Genomic DNA, 18,519 nt, shown 5'->3' with positions numbered 1-18,519 from the left:
TTTTCCTGTATCACCATTATTTTGTTTGTCATGGATGTTTTTTGGTGGTTTATTTTATTTGTGTCAGGTTTTGTCGGAGTCCATACCTGTCAAATGAAAAAGGATATTTCTACACAATAACAATTATCGCATGTCTGAAAGAGGGATAAATGATGAATAGAATAATTACCGCCAATCTGGCGTTTTTTGCGTCTTCATTGATGCTCGCTCAGGTGCAGGCGGCTGAACCTGTCTACCCTGATCAGGTCAAGTGGGCGGGTCTTGGCACGGGCGTCTGTGCCAGTGGTTACCGTCCTCTGACCCGCGATGAAGCCATGAGTATCAAGGGTAATCTGGTCAGCCGCATGGGGCAGTGGCAGATCACCGGGCTGGCGGATCGCTGGGTGATTATGGGGCCGGGATATAATGGCGAAATCAAACAGGGCACTGCCGGAGAAACCTGGTGTTATCCCAACTCACCGGTTTCCGGAGAAATACCGACACTCTCTGACTGGAATATTCCAGCGGGTGATGAGGTCGATGTGCAATGGCGGCTTGTCCATGATAATGATTATTTTATCAAGCCAGTCAGTTATCTCGCCCATTATTTGGGATACGCCTGGGTGGGTGGGAATCATAGCCCTTATGTCGGGGAAGATATGGATGTTACCCGGGTTGGTGATGGCTGGTTGATAAAGGGAAATAATGACGGCGGCTGCTCCGGATATCGTTGCGGGGAGAAGAGTTCCATCAAGGTAAGCAACTTCTCATATACCCTGGAACCCGACTCCTTCAGCCATGGTCAGGTCACCGAGAGCGGCAAGCAGCTGGTCAAGACCATCACGGCCAATGCGACCAACTACACCGACCTGCCCCAGCAGGTGGTGGTGACCCTGAAGTACGACAAGGCCACCAACTGGTCGAAGACCGACACCTACAGTCTGAGCGAGAAGGTGACCACCAAGAACAAGTTCCAGTGGCCGCTGGTGGGTGAGACCGAGCTTGCCATCGAGATTGCGGCGAGCCAGAGCTGGGCTTCCCAACACGGGGGCTCGACCACCGAGACCGTCTCGGTTGAAGCGCGCCCCACGGTGCCGCCTCACTCCAGCCTGCCGGTGCGGGTTGCCCTCTACAAGTCCAACATCTCCTACCCCTACGAGTTCAAGGCCGAGGTCAATTATGACCTGACCATGAAGGGCTTCCTGCGTTGGGGCGGCAATGCCTGGTATACCCATCCGGAGAATCGTCCGACCTGGGAGCACACCTTTGCCGTCGGCCCGTTCCGCGACAAGGCGAGCAGCATCCGCTATCAGTGGGACAAGCGTTATATCCCGGGTGAAGTGAAGTGGTGGGACTGGAACTGGACCATCAGCGAGTATGGTTTGTCGACCATGCAGAATAACCTGGGTCGTGTGCTGCGCCCGATCCGTTCGGCAGTGACCGGTGACTTCTATGCCGAGAGCCAGTTTGCCGGCGATATCGAAATCGGTCAGCCCCAGACCCGTTCCGCGAAGGCTGCCCAGCTGCGCAGTGCCTCTGCCGATGAGGTGGCGCTTACCGGTGTGGATCTGGACAGCGAGGCCCTTGCCAACGAAGGGTTTGGCAATGTATCCCTGACCATAGTGCCGGTTCAATAACCTCCCTCTCAGGCCCCTTTCATAGGGGCCTGTTTCTGTTCTGCGCAAGACGCTGTACTTGCCCTGCGCCCCTCGATTTTCCCTCTTTTTGTCCTCCTGTACCTGAATGATCACAGCGGGAAGCTATGGCTTGCCAAGGTGATGCCAACGCAGGTTTGACCTCTGTTTGGGGTGGCCCCGTGAGCGAGGCATCGTTCACTCATTTGTTGAAAGAGGCGTGTTGGCCAGATTGTTAACGGCTTGTGCTTTAAATTTTCCCCCTTATACTGGCGCCATCTTGTCGGAGTGCTGACCGTCGAACGACGCGAAGCTGAGACCGTTAATTCGGGATCCGTGGAACCTGATCAGGTTAAAACCTGCGAAGGGAACAAGGGTAACTTGCGGGTTACCGCGCCGGAGGAGGAACAAGCCTCTTCCGCTCATCGAAGGGGTAACCCTGATGGGTCAGGGCGCACAGGAGGGAGTCTGTCCCGTCCGGTTGTCCAGCACGTGGGGCGCCTTGCCCACAGCGTGCAGAGAGCGGGAAGCGGCAGAACAGCAGCGCGGAGATCTATCCCGCGCGCACTCCCTCCCGAGATAAACACCCCGCCGCAAGTTCATCTTCTCCTCGAACTCCAGACAAGCAAACACCCATAACTTCAACCAGTTAATGTGAGTTTTGCTATGTCTACTTCTGTATCTGATACCGCCAAATCCAGCCGCCGCGAGCAGCGCTCCAGCGCTCAGGCCTTTATCGACAGCCTCAAAGGGATGGCTCATCCCAACTCCCGTCGCATTTTTATCGAAGGCTCCCGCCCCGATATTCGTGTCCCGCTGCGGGAGATCCAGCTGGCCGACACCTTCGTCGGCGGCACCAAAGAAGACCCCCGGTTCGAGCCCAACGAGCCGGTGCCGGTCTATGACACCTCGGGCCGTTACGGGGAGGAGGGGGTCGCCATCGACGTGCGCCGCGGCCTGCCGCGCCTGCGGGAAAACTGGGTGCTGGAGCGCGATGACACCGACGAACTGCCGGGGCTCAGCTCCACCTTCACTCAGGAGCGGCTGGCCGACGAGGGGCTGGATCATCTGCGCTTCGAGCATCTGCCGAAACCGCGCCGTGCCAAGCTGGGTCGCCGGGTCACCCAGCTCCACTACGCCCGTGCCGGCATCGTCACCCCCGAGATGGAATTTATCGCCATTCGCGAGAACATGGGGCGCGAGCGGGTGCGCTCCGAGCTCCTGCGCACCCAGCATCCGGGCCGCGATTTCGGTGCCCGTCTGCCCCAGAACATCACCCCTGAATTCGTGCGCGATGAGGTGGCCGCCGGCCGCGCCATCATCCCCAGCAACATCAACCACCCGGAAGCGGAGCCGATGATCATCGGCCGCAATTTTCTGGTGAAGATCAACGCCAACATCGGCAACTCGGCGGTCACCTCCAGCATCGAAGAGGAGGTAGAGAAGCTGGTCTGGTCCACCCGCTGGGGCGCCGACACAGTGATGGATCTCTCCACCGGTCGCTATATCCACGAGACCCGCGAGTGGATCCTGCGCAACAGCCCGGTGCCCATCGGCACCGTGCCCATCTATCAGGCGCTGGAGAAGACCAACGGCATCGCCGAAGAGCTCACCTGGGAGCTGTTCCGCGACACCCTGCTGGAGCAGGCCGAGCAGGGGGTGGACTACTTCACCATCCACGCCGGCGTCTTGCTGCGCTTTGTGCCGATGACCGCCAAGCGCCTCACCGGTATCGTGTCGCGCGGCGGCAGCATCATGGCCAAGTGGTGCCTCTCCCACCACAAGGAGAACTTCCTCTACCAGCACTTCCGCGAAATCTGCGAGATCTGCGCCGCCTATGACGTGGCCCTGTCCCTTGGTGACGGTCTGCGCCCGGGCTCCGTCTATGACGCCAACGATGAGGCCCAGTTCGCCGAGCTGCGCACTCTGGGCGAGCTGACCAAGATCGCGTGGGAATACGACGTGCAGGTGATGATCGAGGGGCCGGGTCATGTGCCGATGCACATGATCGAGCGCAACATGACCGAGCAACTGGAGCACTGCCACGAGGCGCCTTTCTATACGCTCGGCCCGCTCACCACCGATATCGCACCGGGTTACGATCACTTCACCTCCGGCATTGGCGCCGCGCTGATCGGCTGGTACGGCTGCGCCATGCTCTGCTACGTCACCCCCAAGGAGCATCTGGGGCTGCCCAACAAGGAGGATGTGAAGCAGGGGCTGATTACCTACAAGATCGCCGCCCACGCCGCCGATCTGGCCAAGGGGCATCCGGGTGCCCAGATCCGCGACAACGCCATGTCCAAGGCGCGTTTCGAGTTCCGCTGGGAGGATCAGTTCAACTTGGCGCTGGATCCCGACACCGCCCGTGCCTACCACGACGAGACCCTGCCGCAGGAGTCCGGCAAGGTGGCCCACTTCTGCTCCATGTGCGGGCCCAAGTTCTGCTCCATGAAGATCACTCAGGATGTGCGTGACTACGCAGCAAAGCTGGAGGCTGTGGAGATCAAGCTGGTCGGCATGGATGGCCAGCAGGAGCAGGTAGTGGCTCAGGTGGAGAGCGGCATGGCCCGCATGGCTGAGACTTTCAAGGAGACCGGCGGCGAGATCTATCATCAGGCAGCGGCGCTGAAACAGGCCGCAGGGGAGGAGGCGTGAGCAGCGCAAGCGGGGCTGTCAGCCCCGCCGATCTGTCGCCCGTGACGGACTCTCGCCCAGTTGTCTGGACCATCGCCGGTTCAGACTCCGGCGGCGGTGCAGGTATTCAGGCCGACTTGCACACATTGCACGACCTTGGCGTGCACGGTTGCTCGGTTATCTCCGCCATCACCGCCCAGAACTCGGTGGCGGTGAAGATGGTTGACCCCGTGCTGATGCAGACCTTCACCGCCCAGATCGATGCCCTCGGCGTCGATCTGCCGCCCGCCGCCATCAAGATCGGTCTGCTGCCGACCCGGCTCCACGTCGAGGTGTTGGCTCGCCGACTGGCAACTATCGAGGCACCCTTCGTGGTCTACGACCCGGTGGCCATCGCCAGCACCGGCACCCCGATGGCGGAGCCCAATATGCTGGAGGCGGTGCGCGAACAGCTGCTGCCACGTCTGTCGCTTATTACCCCCAACGGCCCCGAGCTGGAAGCCCTGACCGGACTGCCGGTCAGCAGCCCCGAACTGGTGCGCCTTGCCGCCCGCCGCCTGCGTGAACTCGGCGCTCGCGCCGTGCTGGTCAAGGGCGGCCATCTGGAGTGGAGCGGCGAGCTGTGTCTGGACTACTACCAGGATGAGACCCGCGAATTCTGGCTGGCAGCGCCGCGCCTCGATACCCGCCACGGCCACGGCACCGGCTGCTGCTACGCCAGCGCCATCGCCGCCGTGGTGGCGCAGGATTATCCGGTAGAGGATGCCATCACCCTCGCTCGTGCCTACCTGCAACAGGGCTTGGCGGCGGCGCAAGGAGTGGGCGCGGGCCCCGGCCCCATCGCCCATCTCGGTTGGCCCGCCGATCTGGCTCACTTCCCCCGCGCCGTATTGGCGGGGTCAACCCTCGATCGCCGCTTCGGACTTTATGAGACAAGCAGTGCCCGCCTGCCGCAGGGCCCCTTCGCGCCGACCGAACACAACCTCGGTCTCTATCCGGTGGTCGATTCGGTCAAGTGGCTGCGCCGCCTGCTGGGGCAGGGGGTCAAGACCATCCAGCTGCGGATCAAGAATCTGCCCGCCGCTCAGGTAGCACCGGCCATTCGCGATGCGGTTGAGCTTGGTCGCCGCCATGGGGCGCGGCTCTTTATCAACGACTACTGGCAGCAGGCCATCGAGGCGGGCGCCTGGGGCGTGCATCTGGGGCAGGAGGATATGGAAACCGCCGATCTCGCCGCCATTCAGGCGGCCGGGCTGCGCCTTGGCATCTCCACCCACGGCTACTTCGAGTTGATGCGGGCCCGCGAGCTGGCCCCCTCCTATATCGCGCTGGGCCATATCTTCCCGACCAACACCAAGGCGATGCCCTCACGCCCGCAGGGGCTGGTGCGGCTGCATCGCTACCGCGCCCTGATGGCGGAGTGGCCGACGGTGGCCATCGGCGGCATCAGCGAGGAGCGGGTGGCGGCGGTCAAGGCAAGCGGAGTCGGCAGTATCGCGCTGGTCTCGGCCATCACCGCCAGTGACGACTGGCAGGGGGCGACCGAGCGGCTGCTTGCTGCCGTGGGGGCAGGGGATGAGCCGCGCTCGGCGCAGCTCATGACCGACATGCAGGAGGTGGAACATGCTCTCTGATGCGGAATACCTCAGATACGGCCGCCAGCTGATGCTGGCGGAAGTGGGTGAAGAAGGGCAGGCACGGCTCAAGGATAAATCCGTGCTGATCGTGGGCTTGGGCGGGCTTGGCTCACCGCTCGCCCTCTATCTGGCGGGGGCCGGGGTGGGTACCTTGTGGTTGGCCGATGGTGATACGGTGGATTCCAGCAACTTGCCGCGCCAGATCCTGTTCGATAGTGAGGCGGTCAACCACTCCAAGGCGGAGCTGGCCCGCGAGCGCTTGGCCGCCCACAACCCGCTGGTGGAGCTGATTGCCATCAACCAGCGGCTCGATGCCGCCAGCCTGCCGGAGTTTGTGGCCGAGGTTGATCTGGTGATCGACTGCTGTGACAACCTCGCCACCCGCCAGGCCATCAACGTCGCCTGCGTGGCTCAGGGCAAGCCCTGGCTCTCCGCCGCCGCGGTGGGCTGGCAGGGGCAGCTGATGGCGCGCACCAGCAGCGATCACGCCTGCTACGCCTGCCTCTATCCGCTGGATACCAAGCTCGCCCAGAGCTGCGAGACCAGCGGCGTCACCGGCCCGCTGGTCGGAGTGATGGGCTCTTTGCAGGCGCTAGAGGCATTGAAACTGCTGCTCGGGATGCCGAGCCCGGTCGCTGGCACATTGCGCCGCTTCGATGCTTTGACCCATCAGTGGCAGACCCTCACTCTGGCTCCCGATCCCGATTGCCCGGTCTGCGGACAGCGCCGATGCCCGACACACGATAAGGAGATCACCCCATGACCCTCACCATCCGACTCAACGATAAAGCCCAACCGCTGGCGGCAGGGCAGAGCGTGGCCGACCTGCTGGCTGCACAGGGGGTTAATCCCCAAGGGGTGGCGGTGGCCCTTAACGGCGCCGTGCTGCCCCGTGGCCGCTGGGCCGAGACCCGTCTTAATGACGGGGATGAAATTCACCTCTTCACCGCCATTGCGGGAGGCTGACCCATGATGCTCACAGTCCCATCTTCGCGTGCTCTGCCTTGCGGTGGAACCTCATCTCTTCTTATCGCAGTGGCAGGAGGCTGACATGCTCAAGATTGCCGATCACACCTTCTCATCGCGCCTCTTTACCGGCACCGGCAAGTTTGCCCGCCCGGAACTGATGGCCGCCGCCATCGAGGCGAGCGGCTCCCAACTGGTCACCATGGCCATCAAGCGGCTCGAACCGGGCAAGGCCCACGACGATATCCTGAGCCCCTTGCTGCAACTCGGGGTCAAGCTCTTGCCCAACACCTCCGGCGCCAAGACTGCCGCCGAGGCGGTGTTTGCCGCCCACCTCGCTCGCGAGGCGCTGGGGACGAACTGGTTGAAGCTGGAGATCCACCCCGATCCGCGCTATCTGTTGCCCGATCCCATCGAGACACTGAAAGCCGCCGAGCAGCTGGTGAAAGAGGGCTTTGTGGTGCTGCCCTACTGCGGCGCCGACCCCGTGCTCTGCAAGCGGCTGGAAGAGGTGGGCTGCGCCGCCGTGATGCCGCTCGGCGCGCCGATTGGTTCGAATCAGGGGCTGGTAACCCGGGAGTTTCTCTCCATCATCGTCGAGCAGGCCAATGTGCCTGTGGTGGTGGATGCGGGGATCGGTGCGCCGAGCCACGCCGCCGCCGCCTTTGAGCTGGGGGCCGATGCCGTGCTGGTCAACACCGCCATCGCGGTGAGCGGCGACCCGGTCGCCATGGGCCGTGCCTTTTCGCTGGCCTGCACTGCCGGTCGCAGCGCCTATGAGGCAGGCCTTGGTGCCCCCGCCCTGCAGGCCCAAGCCTCCAGCCCGCTCACCGATTTTCTGGGGGCGTTATGAGTCAGGGAATGGCTATCACTGGGGGAGATTCTTCCTCCCCTCTCCCTTTGGGAGAGGGGCCGGGGGTGAGGGCTAAGGCAGATTCGGTGCTTGAAGGGGGCGAGTTCTGCGCTCCTCCCCCTCCCAATGGGGAGACCGGGAGGGGGGGGGATTTTGCCAATCGCTGGCAGGAGCTTGATTGGGACGATATCGGCATGCAGATCCGTGCCAAGACGGCCGCCGATGTGGCCCGCGCCCTGAGCGCACCACGCCGTACCCTGGCCGATTTTATGGCGCTGATCTCGCCTGCTGCCGAGGCCTATCTGCCGCAGATGGCGGCCGAGGCCGAGCGGCTCACCCGTCAGCGCTTTGGCAACACCATCGGCTTCTATGTGCCCCTCTATCTGTCGAATCTGTGCGCCAATGACTGCACCTACTGCGGCTTCTCCATGAGCAACCGCCTCAAGCGCAAGACCTTGAATGCAGAGGAGATTGAGCGCGAGTGTCTGGCCATCAAGGCGCGCGGTTTTGACAGCGTGCTGCTGGTGACCGGCGAGCACGAGCACAAGGTGGGGCTCGCCTATTTTCGGCAGGTGTTGCCCATCATCCGCCGCCACTTCAGCACGGTGGGGATGGAGGTGCAGCCCCTCTCGCAGGCCGACTATGCCGAGCTGAAAAGCCTCGGCCTCGATGCCGTCATGGTCTATCAGGAGACCTACCACGCCCCCACCTACGCCCGCCACCATCTGCGTGGCAACAAGCAGGACATCGCATGGCGCCTCGCCACGCCGGATCGGCTGGGCCGCGCCGGTATCGACAAAATCGGGCTGGGGGCGCTGATAGGTCTCTCTGCGGATTGGCGCGCCGACAGCTACTTTGTTGCCGAGCATCTGAGCTGGCTGGAGCGCCACCACTGGCAGAGCCGCTATTCGCTCTCCTTCCCGCGCCTGCGCCCCTGCACCGGCGGGCTGGAGCCTGCCGTGGTCATGTCGGATCGCCAGCTGGCCCAGCTTATCTGCGCCTGGCGCCTCTTCTCGCCCACGCTGGACTTGTCCCTCTCTACCCGCGAGTCGGCCACCTTTCGCAACGGCGCGGTGCGCCTTGGCATCACCCAGATGTCGGCCGAGTCGCGCACCCAGCCGGGTGGCTATGCCGAGGGGGATGCAGAAGAGCTGGAGCAGTTCGCCATCCACGACGACCGCCCGGTGGGGGAAGTGGCCGCCGCCGTGCGGCAGGCGGGGTTGCAGCCGGTGTTTAAAGACTGGGAACCCTTCTTGGGCCGATAGGGGCGGCCATGCCCCTTTGCCGGTGGCATCACGGCGTTCAGCCAGACTCCGTACCTGTGGCGAGCAGGCACGGCTGCGCCTTGCAATCGTAGGGTCGATTAGCCGGTAGGCGTAATCGTCCGTTCCGAGGTATGGCGTTGGCGGCAGGAGCCGTTGTGTGGTGGCACGGCTTCGCCGTGCAGGACGCGAGGCCGCTTTCCTCGAAGGGGTTTCGCCCGCCCTTCGGGCCGGGGCGAGTGACTTTGGAAAGACCCAAAGTCACCAAAGGTCTTCTCCCCCGCTTATTCGCCCGACTTCGTCGGGTTCCTTCGGCTCACCCGCTTGTCCGACGGCACGCGCCGACGGGCCATCCATGGCCCGGCGCCGCTCGCTCGACATCCTGTCTCGCGGCCTGGACAAGCGGGCTCGCCTCAGCGAATAAGAGGGGGAACCAAAACCGTGCCCGCGATAGTTTCAGAGGTGGTCAGAGAGTTCAATAAACAGAGAGCATTACACACAATATTAACCCTACTGAATTACGGTACCGCCTTCCATAATTAACTAATAGCTTTAATGTTAATGTGGTTCGTGTAGAATTCATTCATTTGAAATTACTTTTGATTTTTTAGGAGATGCGGATGATTGAGTACATTGATTTCGAACTGGATGGTAGTTTAGACAAAAAAATAAAAATAAAGCTAGATAATAAAAATCTTATCATAACAGGAGCTAATGGTTGTGGTAAGACAAGACTTCTAAATCAACTTGATAAATATTTACAGAGTTTTTTAAAACGAAATATCAGGTCAGAAGCTACTATCTTAAATGAGATAGAATCGCGTAACAGAAGACTTTCTTCAATGGACGTTTCAGATGCCAACTATCCTTATAATCAACATAGACTTAAGGAGTTGCAATTTGAACTTGCACAAAATTCAAAAAGTAAAATAGGATTTACCAATGTCGAAGAAATATTTAGGTTAGTTGATTCAAATATTCTTATATTCCGTTTTTTTTTGAAGCTAATCGTCTAGCCAATCAATTGGCAAGTGATGGTAAGGTTGATAGCATAGCATCGATAAAAAGTAGTGGGAAACATGAATGGCTTCAGGTCGACTCAAGTGATAAATTTGAGAAGTATCTGGTTGGATATTTCAATTATGGAAGTCATATTATTGCTAGAGAAAATGACAAAAGCAAGGCGGAATTTATTGATGAATGGTTTAAAAAGGTAGAGAAAGATCTACAAAGTTTATTTGAAGACCCAGCATTGGCGCTGCAATATAGTCCGGAGGAGCAAGTTTTTTACATTGTTCAGCCAGGTAAAATACCATTTAGATTTAATGAATTATCATCAGGGTATAGCTCTATACTGAGTATATATGCTGATTTGTTAATGAAGGTTGAGCTGAGGGATGTATCAGCAGATGAAATCGTTGGATTTGTTTTGATTGATGAGATAGATGCACATTTACATGTTTCAATTCAAAGAAAGATATTCTCATTTTTCGATAATGCATTCCCCAAAATACAGTTTATTATTACAACGCATTCACCATTTGTGGTCCAATCAGTAAATGACGCTGTCATTTATGACTTAAGCAAAATGGAGTGTTTAGAAGACTTATCTATGTATTCTTATGAGTCAATTTTGAAAGGTTTGCTAGGTGTTGATAGTACATCTCACCTATTAAATGAGCAGCTGGAGTTGATGGCTAAACTTATAAATAAAAGGCCTATTAACAAAGATGAGGTGCAAAAGGTTGTTAATTTAATTGAGCCTCATGAAGCACGATTGGATTCGAAGTCGAAAGCGTTTCTTCTCCTTGGTAAGAATGCACTTCTTGATGCTAATGATGGTGAGGAGTAGCAGATGTTTAATGTTACTCGAATTTATCCGGCACCGGCATGTATAGCAAGAGGTCATTACACTAAAGAGGAAGTTCTCGTAGTGTTAAAACCAATGTTCTTTGAAAAATGTTATCTTTGTGAACGTGATGAGATTCAAGATGTAGAAGTAGAACATTTTATTCCTCATGAGGGTGATGATGCGTTAAAATATTCTTGGGAGAATCTTTTTTACTCTTGCTCGCGTTGTAATAGCATCAAAAGTAATCGACATGTCAATCTTCTTGACTGTACAGATGGTACCTTGGATGTAGGCTCATTAATTAGTTGCAAGATGCCATCAGCACCGTCAGATAGGGTGATGGTCGGAACTACTAGCCAGAATCCGACTCAAGAAATGATAAACACGGCAAGATTACTTGATGAATGTTTTAACCTTGAAAATACTGCATTGCGAGGTATAAGTCGTGAGGCCTTGATGGAGCAGCTATGGGATCACTACACAGATTTATTGAATGCTAGACGCGTTTTAAGAAATAAAAAATCTCCAGAGGTGGACAAAATTCGTGCAGAGCAAACTATTTCTGCAATGTTGACAGTGAAACATCCATTTTCAATATTTTGGCGTTACTACTATTTAGGTGACACCTTCTTGGTTAATACATATGCTCACTTAAGAGTTGGTTTTTAAGTTGAAGCGAATACTATATACGTCCCAACATAAATAATAGGGTCTTATATAATGAAATTCTGAGGGGTACGCTATTTTGGCTTCTGTGTCTGGGGTGCCTAGGTGCAAGTGCAGAGTGAGTTTTCCATGACCATCGTCCATGCAGGTTATCGAGGTCGATAAGATTTACTCTACTGCAAGATTTAGTAGGCTGTAATAAGGGCATAAACATTCGCATCCATAGGCTGGCCATGGAGAAATATGCGGTTTCTTGCCCGGCACTCAAAGGTGGCCCCGGCGGCGATGGCAACAGCTTCGCTGGCGCTGTTGCCGATTCCCATCACGATCTCCAGCCGAAATAGTCCCAACTGCTGAAAGCCAAAGTCACGGAGCAGGGTGACCGCCTGTCGGGCGATACCACAGCCTTGGCGGGATTGACGTACCCAGTAACCGATATTGCCGTAGCGATGATGGGGTGACAGCTGGTTGATTCCTGCGCCACCCAGCAGTTGGCCGGTGGTGGCGCAGAAAATGCCCATGTCAAAGGCGCGTCCCGCCGCACGATCCTGATCGCAGCTGGCAAACCACTCCAGCGCGCTCTCCCGGGTAAATGAAGGGGAGCACCAGCTCATCCATTTGCCGACCGTCTCGATCGATTCGTGGGCCGCGCGGACAAACTCATCGGCATCGGCCAGTTCGAACGGGCGGATCACGAGTTGAGCGTTGGCAAGGCGCTTGAATGGCATCACTTATCCTGCTTTTTCAGAAAGTAACTGATATGCCCCGGTGGCATATCGGGCAGCTGGCCAAAGACTTCGTAACCCTGCTTCTGGTAGAAGGGGAGGGCCTGAAAACTGGTGGTTTCCAGATGGTAGTTGCTGATGCCCTTGCTTTGGGCGTACTGCTCCATGGTGCCCAGCAGGCGGCCGCCCCAGCCATCGCGGCGGATGCTTTCGGCGATCCAGAGCCAGTCGACGTGCAGCCAGCCCCACTTGATGTCGGCGATGATGCCGCCGTGTACCTTGCCCTCTTCATCCTTGATAAAGCTGGCGATCCGCTCGCGCCGAAGTTCGAACAGTTGAGTGCCTGCCTGGCTGACGTTGTAGCCCGTCAGGCCAATGCGCAGCGCTTCGATCTCATCGTCCTGAGGCGGTTGGGGTGGGGTGAGTTGCATAGTGCTTCCTGCTTGAGTGTGATGATCTCTGTCGGGTTGCGACGTGTTGTGCGCCGGGCTTACCGCTGCGTTACTGTTGATGTTTTACCGACACTACCCTAACGGAATCGGGTGGAGCCGTGCCAGCTTTTTCGTGGGCCCAGGTTCGCCAGTCTCTGTCGCCCTGTGGTGGTGAGCGTATCGACCCCGCCGGGGTTTGTCCCTAGCATATGGAGGATGCGGGGCAGGGGCTCCGCCATGCGGGCATGTGTTGATGCCCGTTTACGGATTTCTGGCGGAGAGAAAAGATGAAGCTGCGTTCCTTGTTGATGGTGGGGGCCCTGCTGCTGGGCGGTTGTGCGGTCAATCCCTACGGTGGTACTCAGGCTCCTGTCAGTGAACCCGATCAGCCAGTGAGCCAGCCGGGCAAGCCGGTGACCAAACCGGATAGCGGGGACGTTCAGCCCAAGCCGGTGGCGCCGACAGGACTGGCGCAGGCCATGGCCGATCTCTTTGTGCAGGCCCCCGAGGTGCGGGAACTGGCACAAACCGGTCAGCCGGTGCTGCTGCTCACCCCGCCCCAGAACGGCACCGGCGAGCCGGTGGACACCCGCGCCATGGCGGCGGCCATGAGCAAGCGCATCCAGAGCAAGAGCGGTTTTCACTTTGTCGACCAAGGGCAGGTGGCAGCCATCACCGGCCAGCTGGAGTATCAGCAGGGCAGGATGAACCCGGCCTCCCTGGTGCGGCTTGGCCGTCAGACCGGCGCCGGCTACATGCTCTACGGGGATCTGGTGACAGAGGGGAGCCGTTATCGGTTGTCGATGACCCTGATGGAGCTGCGCAGCGGCGAGCTGATCTGGAGCGGTAGTCGCTCCGCCAGCCACTGAGCGGTCTGCGACCAATCAAAAAGAGGGTTGAGTGCCTGTACGCTCAACCCTCTTCTCATTTCTGGCCCTATGCCTGATGGGGCTTGTCTCTAGCGGATTGCCGCTTCCAGCGCGGCTATCTCGCCGCCGCTGATAAGCGGCAGGTTACGGCTGATCTGCTCCACCGGCCAGTCCCACCAGGCGATGGCGTTGAGACGGGCGATGGTGTCGTCGTCGAAGCGGTAGCGGATCATCCTGGCGGGATTGCCGCCGACCACGGCGTAGGCGGGCACGTCACCGGTGACCACGGAGCGGGCGGCGATAATGGCGCCGTTGCCGACCTTTACCCCCGGCATGATCAGAGCCTCATAGCCAATCCAGACATCGTTGCCGATGACGGTATCCCCCTTGTAGGGGAGGCTGCCCGGGGCGGGTGCGGCGCTCTCCCAGCCGTTGCCGAAGATAAAGAAGGGGTAGGTGGAGAAGCCGGAGGTCTGGTGGTTGGCGCCGTTCATGATGAACTTCACCCCGCGGGCGATGGCGCAGAACTTGCCGATGATGAGCTTGTCGCCGACGAAGGGGAAGTGGTAGAGGACGTTGCGCTCGAAGCCCGCCGAATCCTCCGGGTCGTCGTAATAGGTGTAGTCACCCACCTCGATATTGGACCCCTTGATGGTGTTCTTGATAAAACACACCTGGGGGAAGCCATTCATGGGGTGGGGATTGGCGGGGTCGGGTCCGTGCATCCGGGCTCCTTGGGTTGGCCGGGCTAGAGCGCCGGGAAGTAGCAGGCGCTCATGTCGATGGGGTGATCGGGGCAGCCTGGCAGATAGAATTGCCAGCCCGCATCGGAGAAGGCGCGCAGTTCGGTCTCGACAAACTTGATGGCGAGGCTCAGGGCCTGCAGGCTGTCGATGCCGTAGATAAAGGTTTTGTCGCTCAGCCCCGCCAGCTTCACCTTGCAGCGCCAGTCACCGCTGGCGGACTTGGGATCCGGCTCGGGGGCCTTGATGGCGATCTTGAGGGTGAGCTGTTCCCCTTCGGTACTGATAGCGTCGAAGCGGGCGGTAACGATGGCGTTTTTCATCTGGCGATTCCTTTTCCGTGGTACAGCCCCTGCGGTTGCGGGGGGGCTGGCGTTCCTGATGGCTGATGAGGTGAAAACTGGACTCGTGACGGCCAGCGTAAATGAACTTGTGAGTTGAAACAATGAGATATCATTGAGCGAGGGAGGGGCCATCCGCCACTGCGAACGGTCGCAAGTCAGAGCGGCGGTGGGCGCAGGCAATCCTTGCTGGCCGAGACGTCTGCATGCTGCTAGATGTAAAGGATTGTTGGCTATGACGGCAGATTTTTCTCCGTTGCCGATGAGGGCGAGTGAGTCCTTTTAAGGCAGAATATCTCCCCCCTGTTTGACCCTAACGTACAGGAGTCTCCGTGGCGCTTTCGGTAACCCAGCTTTATGAAGTGATGGCCCAACTGCCAGATCCCATCTTCATCCTCAGTGAAGATGGTTATTACGTGGAATATATCGGCGGCATGGAGCAGCAATCCTATCACGATGGCAATCCGCTGGCGGGCAAGCAACTGGCCGATGTGCTGCCACCCGAGATGGCCATGTGGGTCAAGGCACAGGTTGCCGAGTCACTGGCGAGCGGTCAGGTGCGGGTGGTGGAGTATGAGCTATCAGCAGCCGAGGTGGGGGGGATCAATGCCGCCGTCGGGCCGCAGGGGGTACAACGCTTCGAGGGCAAGATTGCCCCGCTGCCCTCCCTCTATGACGGCAAGCGGGCGGTGGCCTGGGTGACTCGCAATATTACCCGCCAGTACGAGTTGCAGCAGCGACTGCAGCGCCAGAGCGAGACCGATCAGCTGACCGGTCTCTACAACCGCCGCTTCTTCTTCGAGCACTGCCAGCCGCTGCGGACAGGGGAGGCGCCCTGTGGCCTTATCATGCTCGACATCGATCACTTCAAGCAGATCAACGATCACTACGGCCATCAGCAGGGAGATCGGGCCTTGCAGCGATTCAGTGGCTGCATCGATGCCCTGTTGCGGGCGGACGATCTCTTTGTGCGCAGCGGCGGCGAGGAGTTTCTTATCCTGTTGCCACGGATCGATGAGGCCGGTTTGCTGCAGATGGCGGAGCAGATCCGTGCTGCTGTCGAAGCATTGCCTGCCGATCCGGTCGCCATCACGGTCAGTCTGGGCACAACCCTGGTGCAGCCGGAGGAGGAGATCAATCAGGCGCTGGCCCGGGCCGACGAGTGGCTCTATCAGGCCAAGCGGGCAGGGCGCAACCGGGTGGCACACTGCCCGGCACGCTGAGCTGATTGGTCCTGTTATTGGCAGACATCACCTTTCCTTTTGCCATAAATAAATTGGCTGACATCACTGTCAATTAGTCGAAAAGTTGGCCGTATTATTTAACTCATATTCCATAGCTTAAGGTGTTAATATTATCGGCCTGATCGCTGGTCTTATTTATGTTGTTGGGCAACAGCATGAGGTTTTATCGGTATGTTATCAAACAGGCGTGAATCTGGTTTTGGGTGACGAATGTGATACATCCTGTTGTCTTTTGAAACATTCCGATTCAAACAGTTATGAATTATTAACCTTGACCCGGATAGCGATTTCAACGATGGTAGCGTGGCAGCTCCGTTTCTCTCCGGTGGCCCTGTTGGCCGCTGGCGGCGTTGTTTTTTCATGTGCAGGGCGATATGCAACGACATATCTCCAGCCTGTTATTCGGGCTAATAAAAATAATGATGACAGACTAATAAGGTATATATTGCAATGAGTGTTTCTATTGCTGAAAAGAGTCACCCTGTTTCAAAATTGAAATGGGAGAAAAGCGATTCGGTATGGACCATGGGCCTATATGCCACTGCTGTCGGTGCCGGTACGTTATTTCTTCCTATTACTGTCGGCAGTAATTCCCCGGTTATTTTGCTGTTTATTTTATTGCTGGCTTTTCCGCTCTCTTATTATTCCCACCGGGCATTGAGCCGCTTTGTGCTCTCCAGCTCCCATCGGGAAGGGGATATCACCCATGTGGTGGAGGAGCACTTCGGTGCCAGGGCGGGCAAACTGCTGATGCTGGTCTATCTGATGGCCTTCTACCCCATCATTCTGGTCTACAGCATCTCCATCACCAACGCGATCCAGAGCTTCGTGGTTCACCAGCTGGGGGATGCCGAGCTTCCCCGCGGCTTGCTGGTGCTGGGGGTGATGCTGGGCCTGCATCTGGTGCTGCTGGCCGGCAAACAGATCGTGGTGTCGGCCATCAGCGTGCTGGCGCTGCCCATGGTCGCCTTTCTGATTGGCCTCTCCATCTATCTGCTGCCCCAGTGGAGCCTCTCCTATTTCACAGAGAGTCAGGCAGTGGAGTGGCGTGACCCGGCGTTCTGGAAATCCCTCTGGCTAATCGTGCCGGTGATGGTCTTCTCCTTCAGTCATGCGCCCATTATCTCCTCCTTCAGCGCGGCGCAGAAAAAGCGCTGTCAGGATAGTGCCGACCTGCGTGCCAAGCGGATCATCAAGTGCAGCAGCATGCTGATTTGCGGCAGCGTGCTCTTCTTCGTGGTGAGCTGCGTGATGAGCCTGAGTCAGGCCGAGATGGCGCTGGCCCGCACCGACAATATCTCCGTGCTGTCGGCGCTGGCGAACAAGTTTTCCAATCCGCTGATCGCCTATGTGGGGCCGCTTATCGCCATTCTGGCCATGTCCAAATCCTTCCTCGGCACCTCCATGGGGGTTAGCGAGGGGACGGTGAGCATGGTGAGCGGTGCCTGTCAGGGGCTGGGGCTCTCCCTCAAGGAGTCGACCATCGCCCGGGTGTCATCGGTGATCCTGTTTATGGTGACCGCCGTCATTACCTATCTGAACCCCAACGTGCTCGACATCATCGAGCGCGTCAGTGGCCCGCTGATCGCGGTGATCCTGTTTCTGTTGCCGGCCTGCTCCATCTATCGCTTGCCCGCACTGAAGCGTTATCGCGGGCCGAGTACCCTTTTTGTGTTGGTGATGGGGCTGCTTGCCATCTCGGCCCTTATCTACGATCTGCTTTGACCGGGCGGTATCCCGCACAAATCAAAAAGGGCGACCATCTGGTCGCCCTTTTTCTGTGCATCGGGGTTAGCCGAGCAGGCCGCTGGCGCTCTGGCCCGCCATCAGCAAGCCGATGGCCAGCACGCTGAACCAGACCAGGGTTGCGCTTACCAGCAGATAGCCGCTGGCGACGAACAGACCGTCCCGCTGCAACATGCCGGTGGCCAGCAGCAGGATGGCCCAGGCAGGCATGGCGTTGGTGAACGGGATGGCGCCCAGGGGCAGCATCAGCAGCAGGGCGGCCAGCATGATCAGCAGGCCGTTGCAGCGGTTGACCGTGTTGCTGCCGGTCAGCACCAGCAGGCGCGGGCGGATAACGCGATCGACCCGGGCCAGCAGATCCGCCCCCTTGTGCAGGGTCGGCTTGAGCTGGTCGGCAGCGAAGCGGCGCTCCATCAGCATGGCGGGCAGCCAGGGCACCCGATTGAGGGTGATGCCGATGCCGATAAAGAGGATCAACAGGCCAAACGGGGTGCTGACCCCGGGAATGGAGACCGGCAGCAGGAAGGGGACGGTGAGCAGCACGCAAAACAGCAGCATGCCCTGTTCACCCACCAGCGCGAGCATCTGGCGCAGGCTGATGTGGCTCTCGTCGATGGCATGCGCGGTGGCCCGCAGGGTGTCCGCGAGGGTAGTTTTGGGGTCGTTGAGTTGCGCGGCAACCATTCCCTGATGTCCTTTTGAGTAGTGATAACGGGCCCCGATGACCCGATTTGGCGCCAGCATACGTGGCAGAGGTTAACCGTCGATGAATGGTGGCAGGGGCGCATAGCGGCGCCAGTGGGGCGGCTCGGCAGAGGTTCCGGCGAGAGGGAAATCCCGCGATGAAAGTGATCCGGTACAGCCGCCGTTTAGGATGGGCCTAGGACGCCTCTGGTATGCTTTCTGCACAATCACACAGGGAGCAGGGGATGAT

General features: G+C 58.4%; 18 protein-coding genes and 1 riboswitch. Of the genes, 13 read left to right on the top strand and 5 right to left on the bottom strand.

What is annotated here, in order from left to right:
• Positions 1-152: 152 nt before the first annotated feature.
• The 10 genes from aerA (at position 153) to G5193_RS06835 (ending at position 11,489) form a co-directional block, all read left to right on the top strand.
• Positions 153-1,616 (top strand): aerolysin AerA, encoded by a 1,464-nt coding sequence (aerA, locus tag G5193_RS06880; RefSeq protein WP_421205753.1) that lies wholly within the window; start codon positions 153-155, stop codon positions 1,614-1,616.
• A gap of 271 nt (positions 1,617-1,887) precedes the next feature.
• Positions 1,888-2,000: riboswitch (TPP riboswitch) on the top strand.
• A gap of 279 nt (positions 2,001-2,279) precedes the next feature.
• Positions 2,280-4,271, top strand: coding sequence for a phosphomethylpyrimidine synthase ThiC (thiC, locus tag G5193_RS06875; RefSeq protein ID WP_421205548.1), 1,992 nt, complete (start codon positions 2,280-2,282; stop codon positions 4,269-4,271).
• Positions 4,268-5,884: a thiamine phosphate synthase gene (thiE, locus tag G5193_RS06870; RefSeq protein WP_421205547.1), complete on the top strand. Its 1,617-nt coding sequence runs from the start codon at positions 4,268-4,270 to the stop codon at positions 5,882-5,884. Before thiC ends, thiE begins: the two co-directional genes overlap by 4 nt.
• A complete protein-coding gene (locus tag G5193_RS06865) occupies positions 5,874-6,650 on the top strand; it encodes a HesA/MoeB/ThiF family protein (RefSeq protein ID WP_421205545.1) in 777 nt (258 codons plus the stop codon). The genes thiE and G5193_RS06865 overlap by 11 nt, the downstream gene beginning before the upstream one ends.
• Complete coding sequence (gene thiS / locus G5193_RS06860) at positions 6,647-6,853, top strand: sulfur carrier protein ThiS (protein WP_167573687.1); 207 nt, start codon at positions 6,647-6,649, stop codon at positions 6,851-6,853. Before G5193_RS06865 ends, thiS begins: the two co-directional genes overlap by 4 nt.
• An 85-nt stretch (positions 6,854-6,938) precedes the next feature.
• Complete coding sequence (locus G5193_RS06855; protein WP_421205543.1) at positions 6,939-7,706, top strand: thiazole synthase; 768 nt, start codon at positions 6,939-6,941, stop codon at positions 7,704-7,706.
• Positions 7,707-7,714: 8 nt separating this feature from the next.
• The gene (gene thiH, locus G5193_RS06850; RefSeq protein ID WP_421205541.1) at positions 7,715-8,971 is read left to right on the top strand and encodes a 2-iminoacetate synthase ThiH; all 1,257 of its coding nucleotides are present in this window, start codon (positions 7,715-7,717) and stop codon (positions 8,969-8,971) included.
• Between the two features lie 617 nt (positions 8,972-9,588).
• Entirely contained in the window at positions 9,589-9,984 is a 396-nt protein-coding gene (locus tag G5193_RS06845) for a hypothetical protein (protein WP_421205539.1), read from the top strand.
• Between the two features lie 8 nt (positions 9,985-9,992).
• Entirely contained in the window at positions 9,993-10,820 is an 828-nt protein-coding gene (locus G5193_RS06840) for an AAA family ATPase (RefSeq protein ID WP_421205538.1), read from the top strand.
• Between the two features lie 3 nt (positions 10,821-10,823).
• Positions 10,824-11,489 carry an HNH endonuclease gene (locus G5193_RS06835; protein WP_259584280.1) on the top strand — a complete coding sequence of 222 codons (666 nt, stop codon included), beginning with the start codon at positions 10,824-10,826 and terminating at the stop codon, positions 11,487-11,489.
• A gap of 182 nt (positions 11,490-11,671) precedes the next feature.
• Here the strand turns inward: G5193_RS06835 and G5193_RS06830 are convergent, their stop codons facing one another.
• Positions 11,672-12,214, bottom strand: coding sequence for a GNAT family N-acetyltransferase (locus G5193_RS06830; protein WP_421205537.1), 543 nt, complete (start codon positions 12,212-12,214; stop codon positions 11,672-11,674).
• Complete coding sequence (locus G5193_RS06825) at positions 12,214-12,642, bottom strand: GNAT family N-acetyltransferase (protein ID WP_421205535.1); 429 nt, start codon at positions 12,640-12,642, stop codon at positions 12,214-12,216. The genes G5193_RS06830 and G5193_RS06825 overlap by 1 nt, the downstream gene beginning before the upstream one ends.
• Positions 12,643-12,929: 287 nt before the next feature.
• Here G5193_RS06825 and G5193_RS06820 point away from each other — a divergent pair, with 287 nt between their 5' ends.
• Entirely contained in the window at positions 12,930-13,511 is a 582-nt protein-coding gene (locus G5193_RS06820) for a penicillin-binding protein activator LpoB (RefSeq protein ID WP_421205533.1), read from the top strand.
• 89 nt (positions 13,512-13,600) lie between these two features.
• Here the strand turns inward: G5193_RS06820 and G5193_RS06815 are convergent, their stop codons facing one another.
• On the bottom strand, positions 13,601-14,236 hold the full coding sequence (locus G5193_RS06815; RefSeq protein ID WP_421205531.1) for a Vat family streptogramin A O-acetyltransferase: 636 nt from the start codon (positions 14,234-14,236) through the stop codon (positions 13,601-13,603).
• A 23-nt stretch (positions 14,237-14,259) separates the two neighbouring features.
• A complete protein-coding gene (locus tag G5193_RS06810) occupies positions 14,260-14,577 on the bottom strand; it encodes a DUF6968 family protein (protein WP_058056329.1) in 318 nt (105 codons plus the stop codon).
• 350 nt (positions 14,578-14,927) lie between these two features.
• Here G5193_RS06810 and G5193_RS06805 point away from each other — a divergent pair, with 350 nt between their 5' ends.
• Both G5193_RS06805 and G5193_RS06800 read left to right on the top strand, forming a co-directional pair.
• Positions 14,928-15,818 (top strand): sensor domain-containing diguanylate cyclase, encoded by an 891-nt coding sequence (locus tag G5193_RS06805; RefSeq protein WP_159158084.1) that lies wholly within the window; start codon positions 14,928-14,930, stop codon positions 15,816-15,818.
• Positions 15,819-16,289: 471 nt separating this feature from the next.
• Positions 16,290-17,564 carry an amino acid permease gene (locus G5193_RS06800; protein ID WP_421205529.1) on the top strand — a complete coding sequence of 425 codons (1,275 nt, stop codon included), beginning with the start codon at positions 16,290-16,292 and terminating at the stop codon, positions 17,562-17,564.
• A 66-nt stretch (positions 17,565-17,630) separates the two neighbouring features.
• Here G5193_RS06800 and G5193_RS06795 read toward each other — a convergent pair whose 3' ends face one another.
• Positions 17,631-18,269 (bottom strand): exopolysaccharide biosynthesis protein, encoded by a 639-nt coding sequence (locus G5193_RS06795; RefSeq protein ID WP_058056332.1) that lies wholly within the window; start codon positions 18,267-18,269, stop codon positions 17,631-17,633.
• Positions 18,270-18,519 lie beyond the last annotated feature (250 nt).

The organism is Aeromonas sp. 601027 (genome assembly GCF_049174455.1).
Lineage (GTDB): Bacteria > Pseudomonadota > Gammaproteobacteria > Enterobacterales > Aeromonadaceae > Aeromonas > Aeromonas veronii_A.
This window is presented reverse-complemented; position numbering and strand designations above follow the sequence as displayed.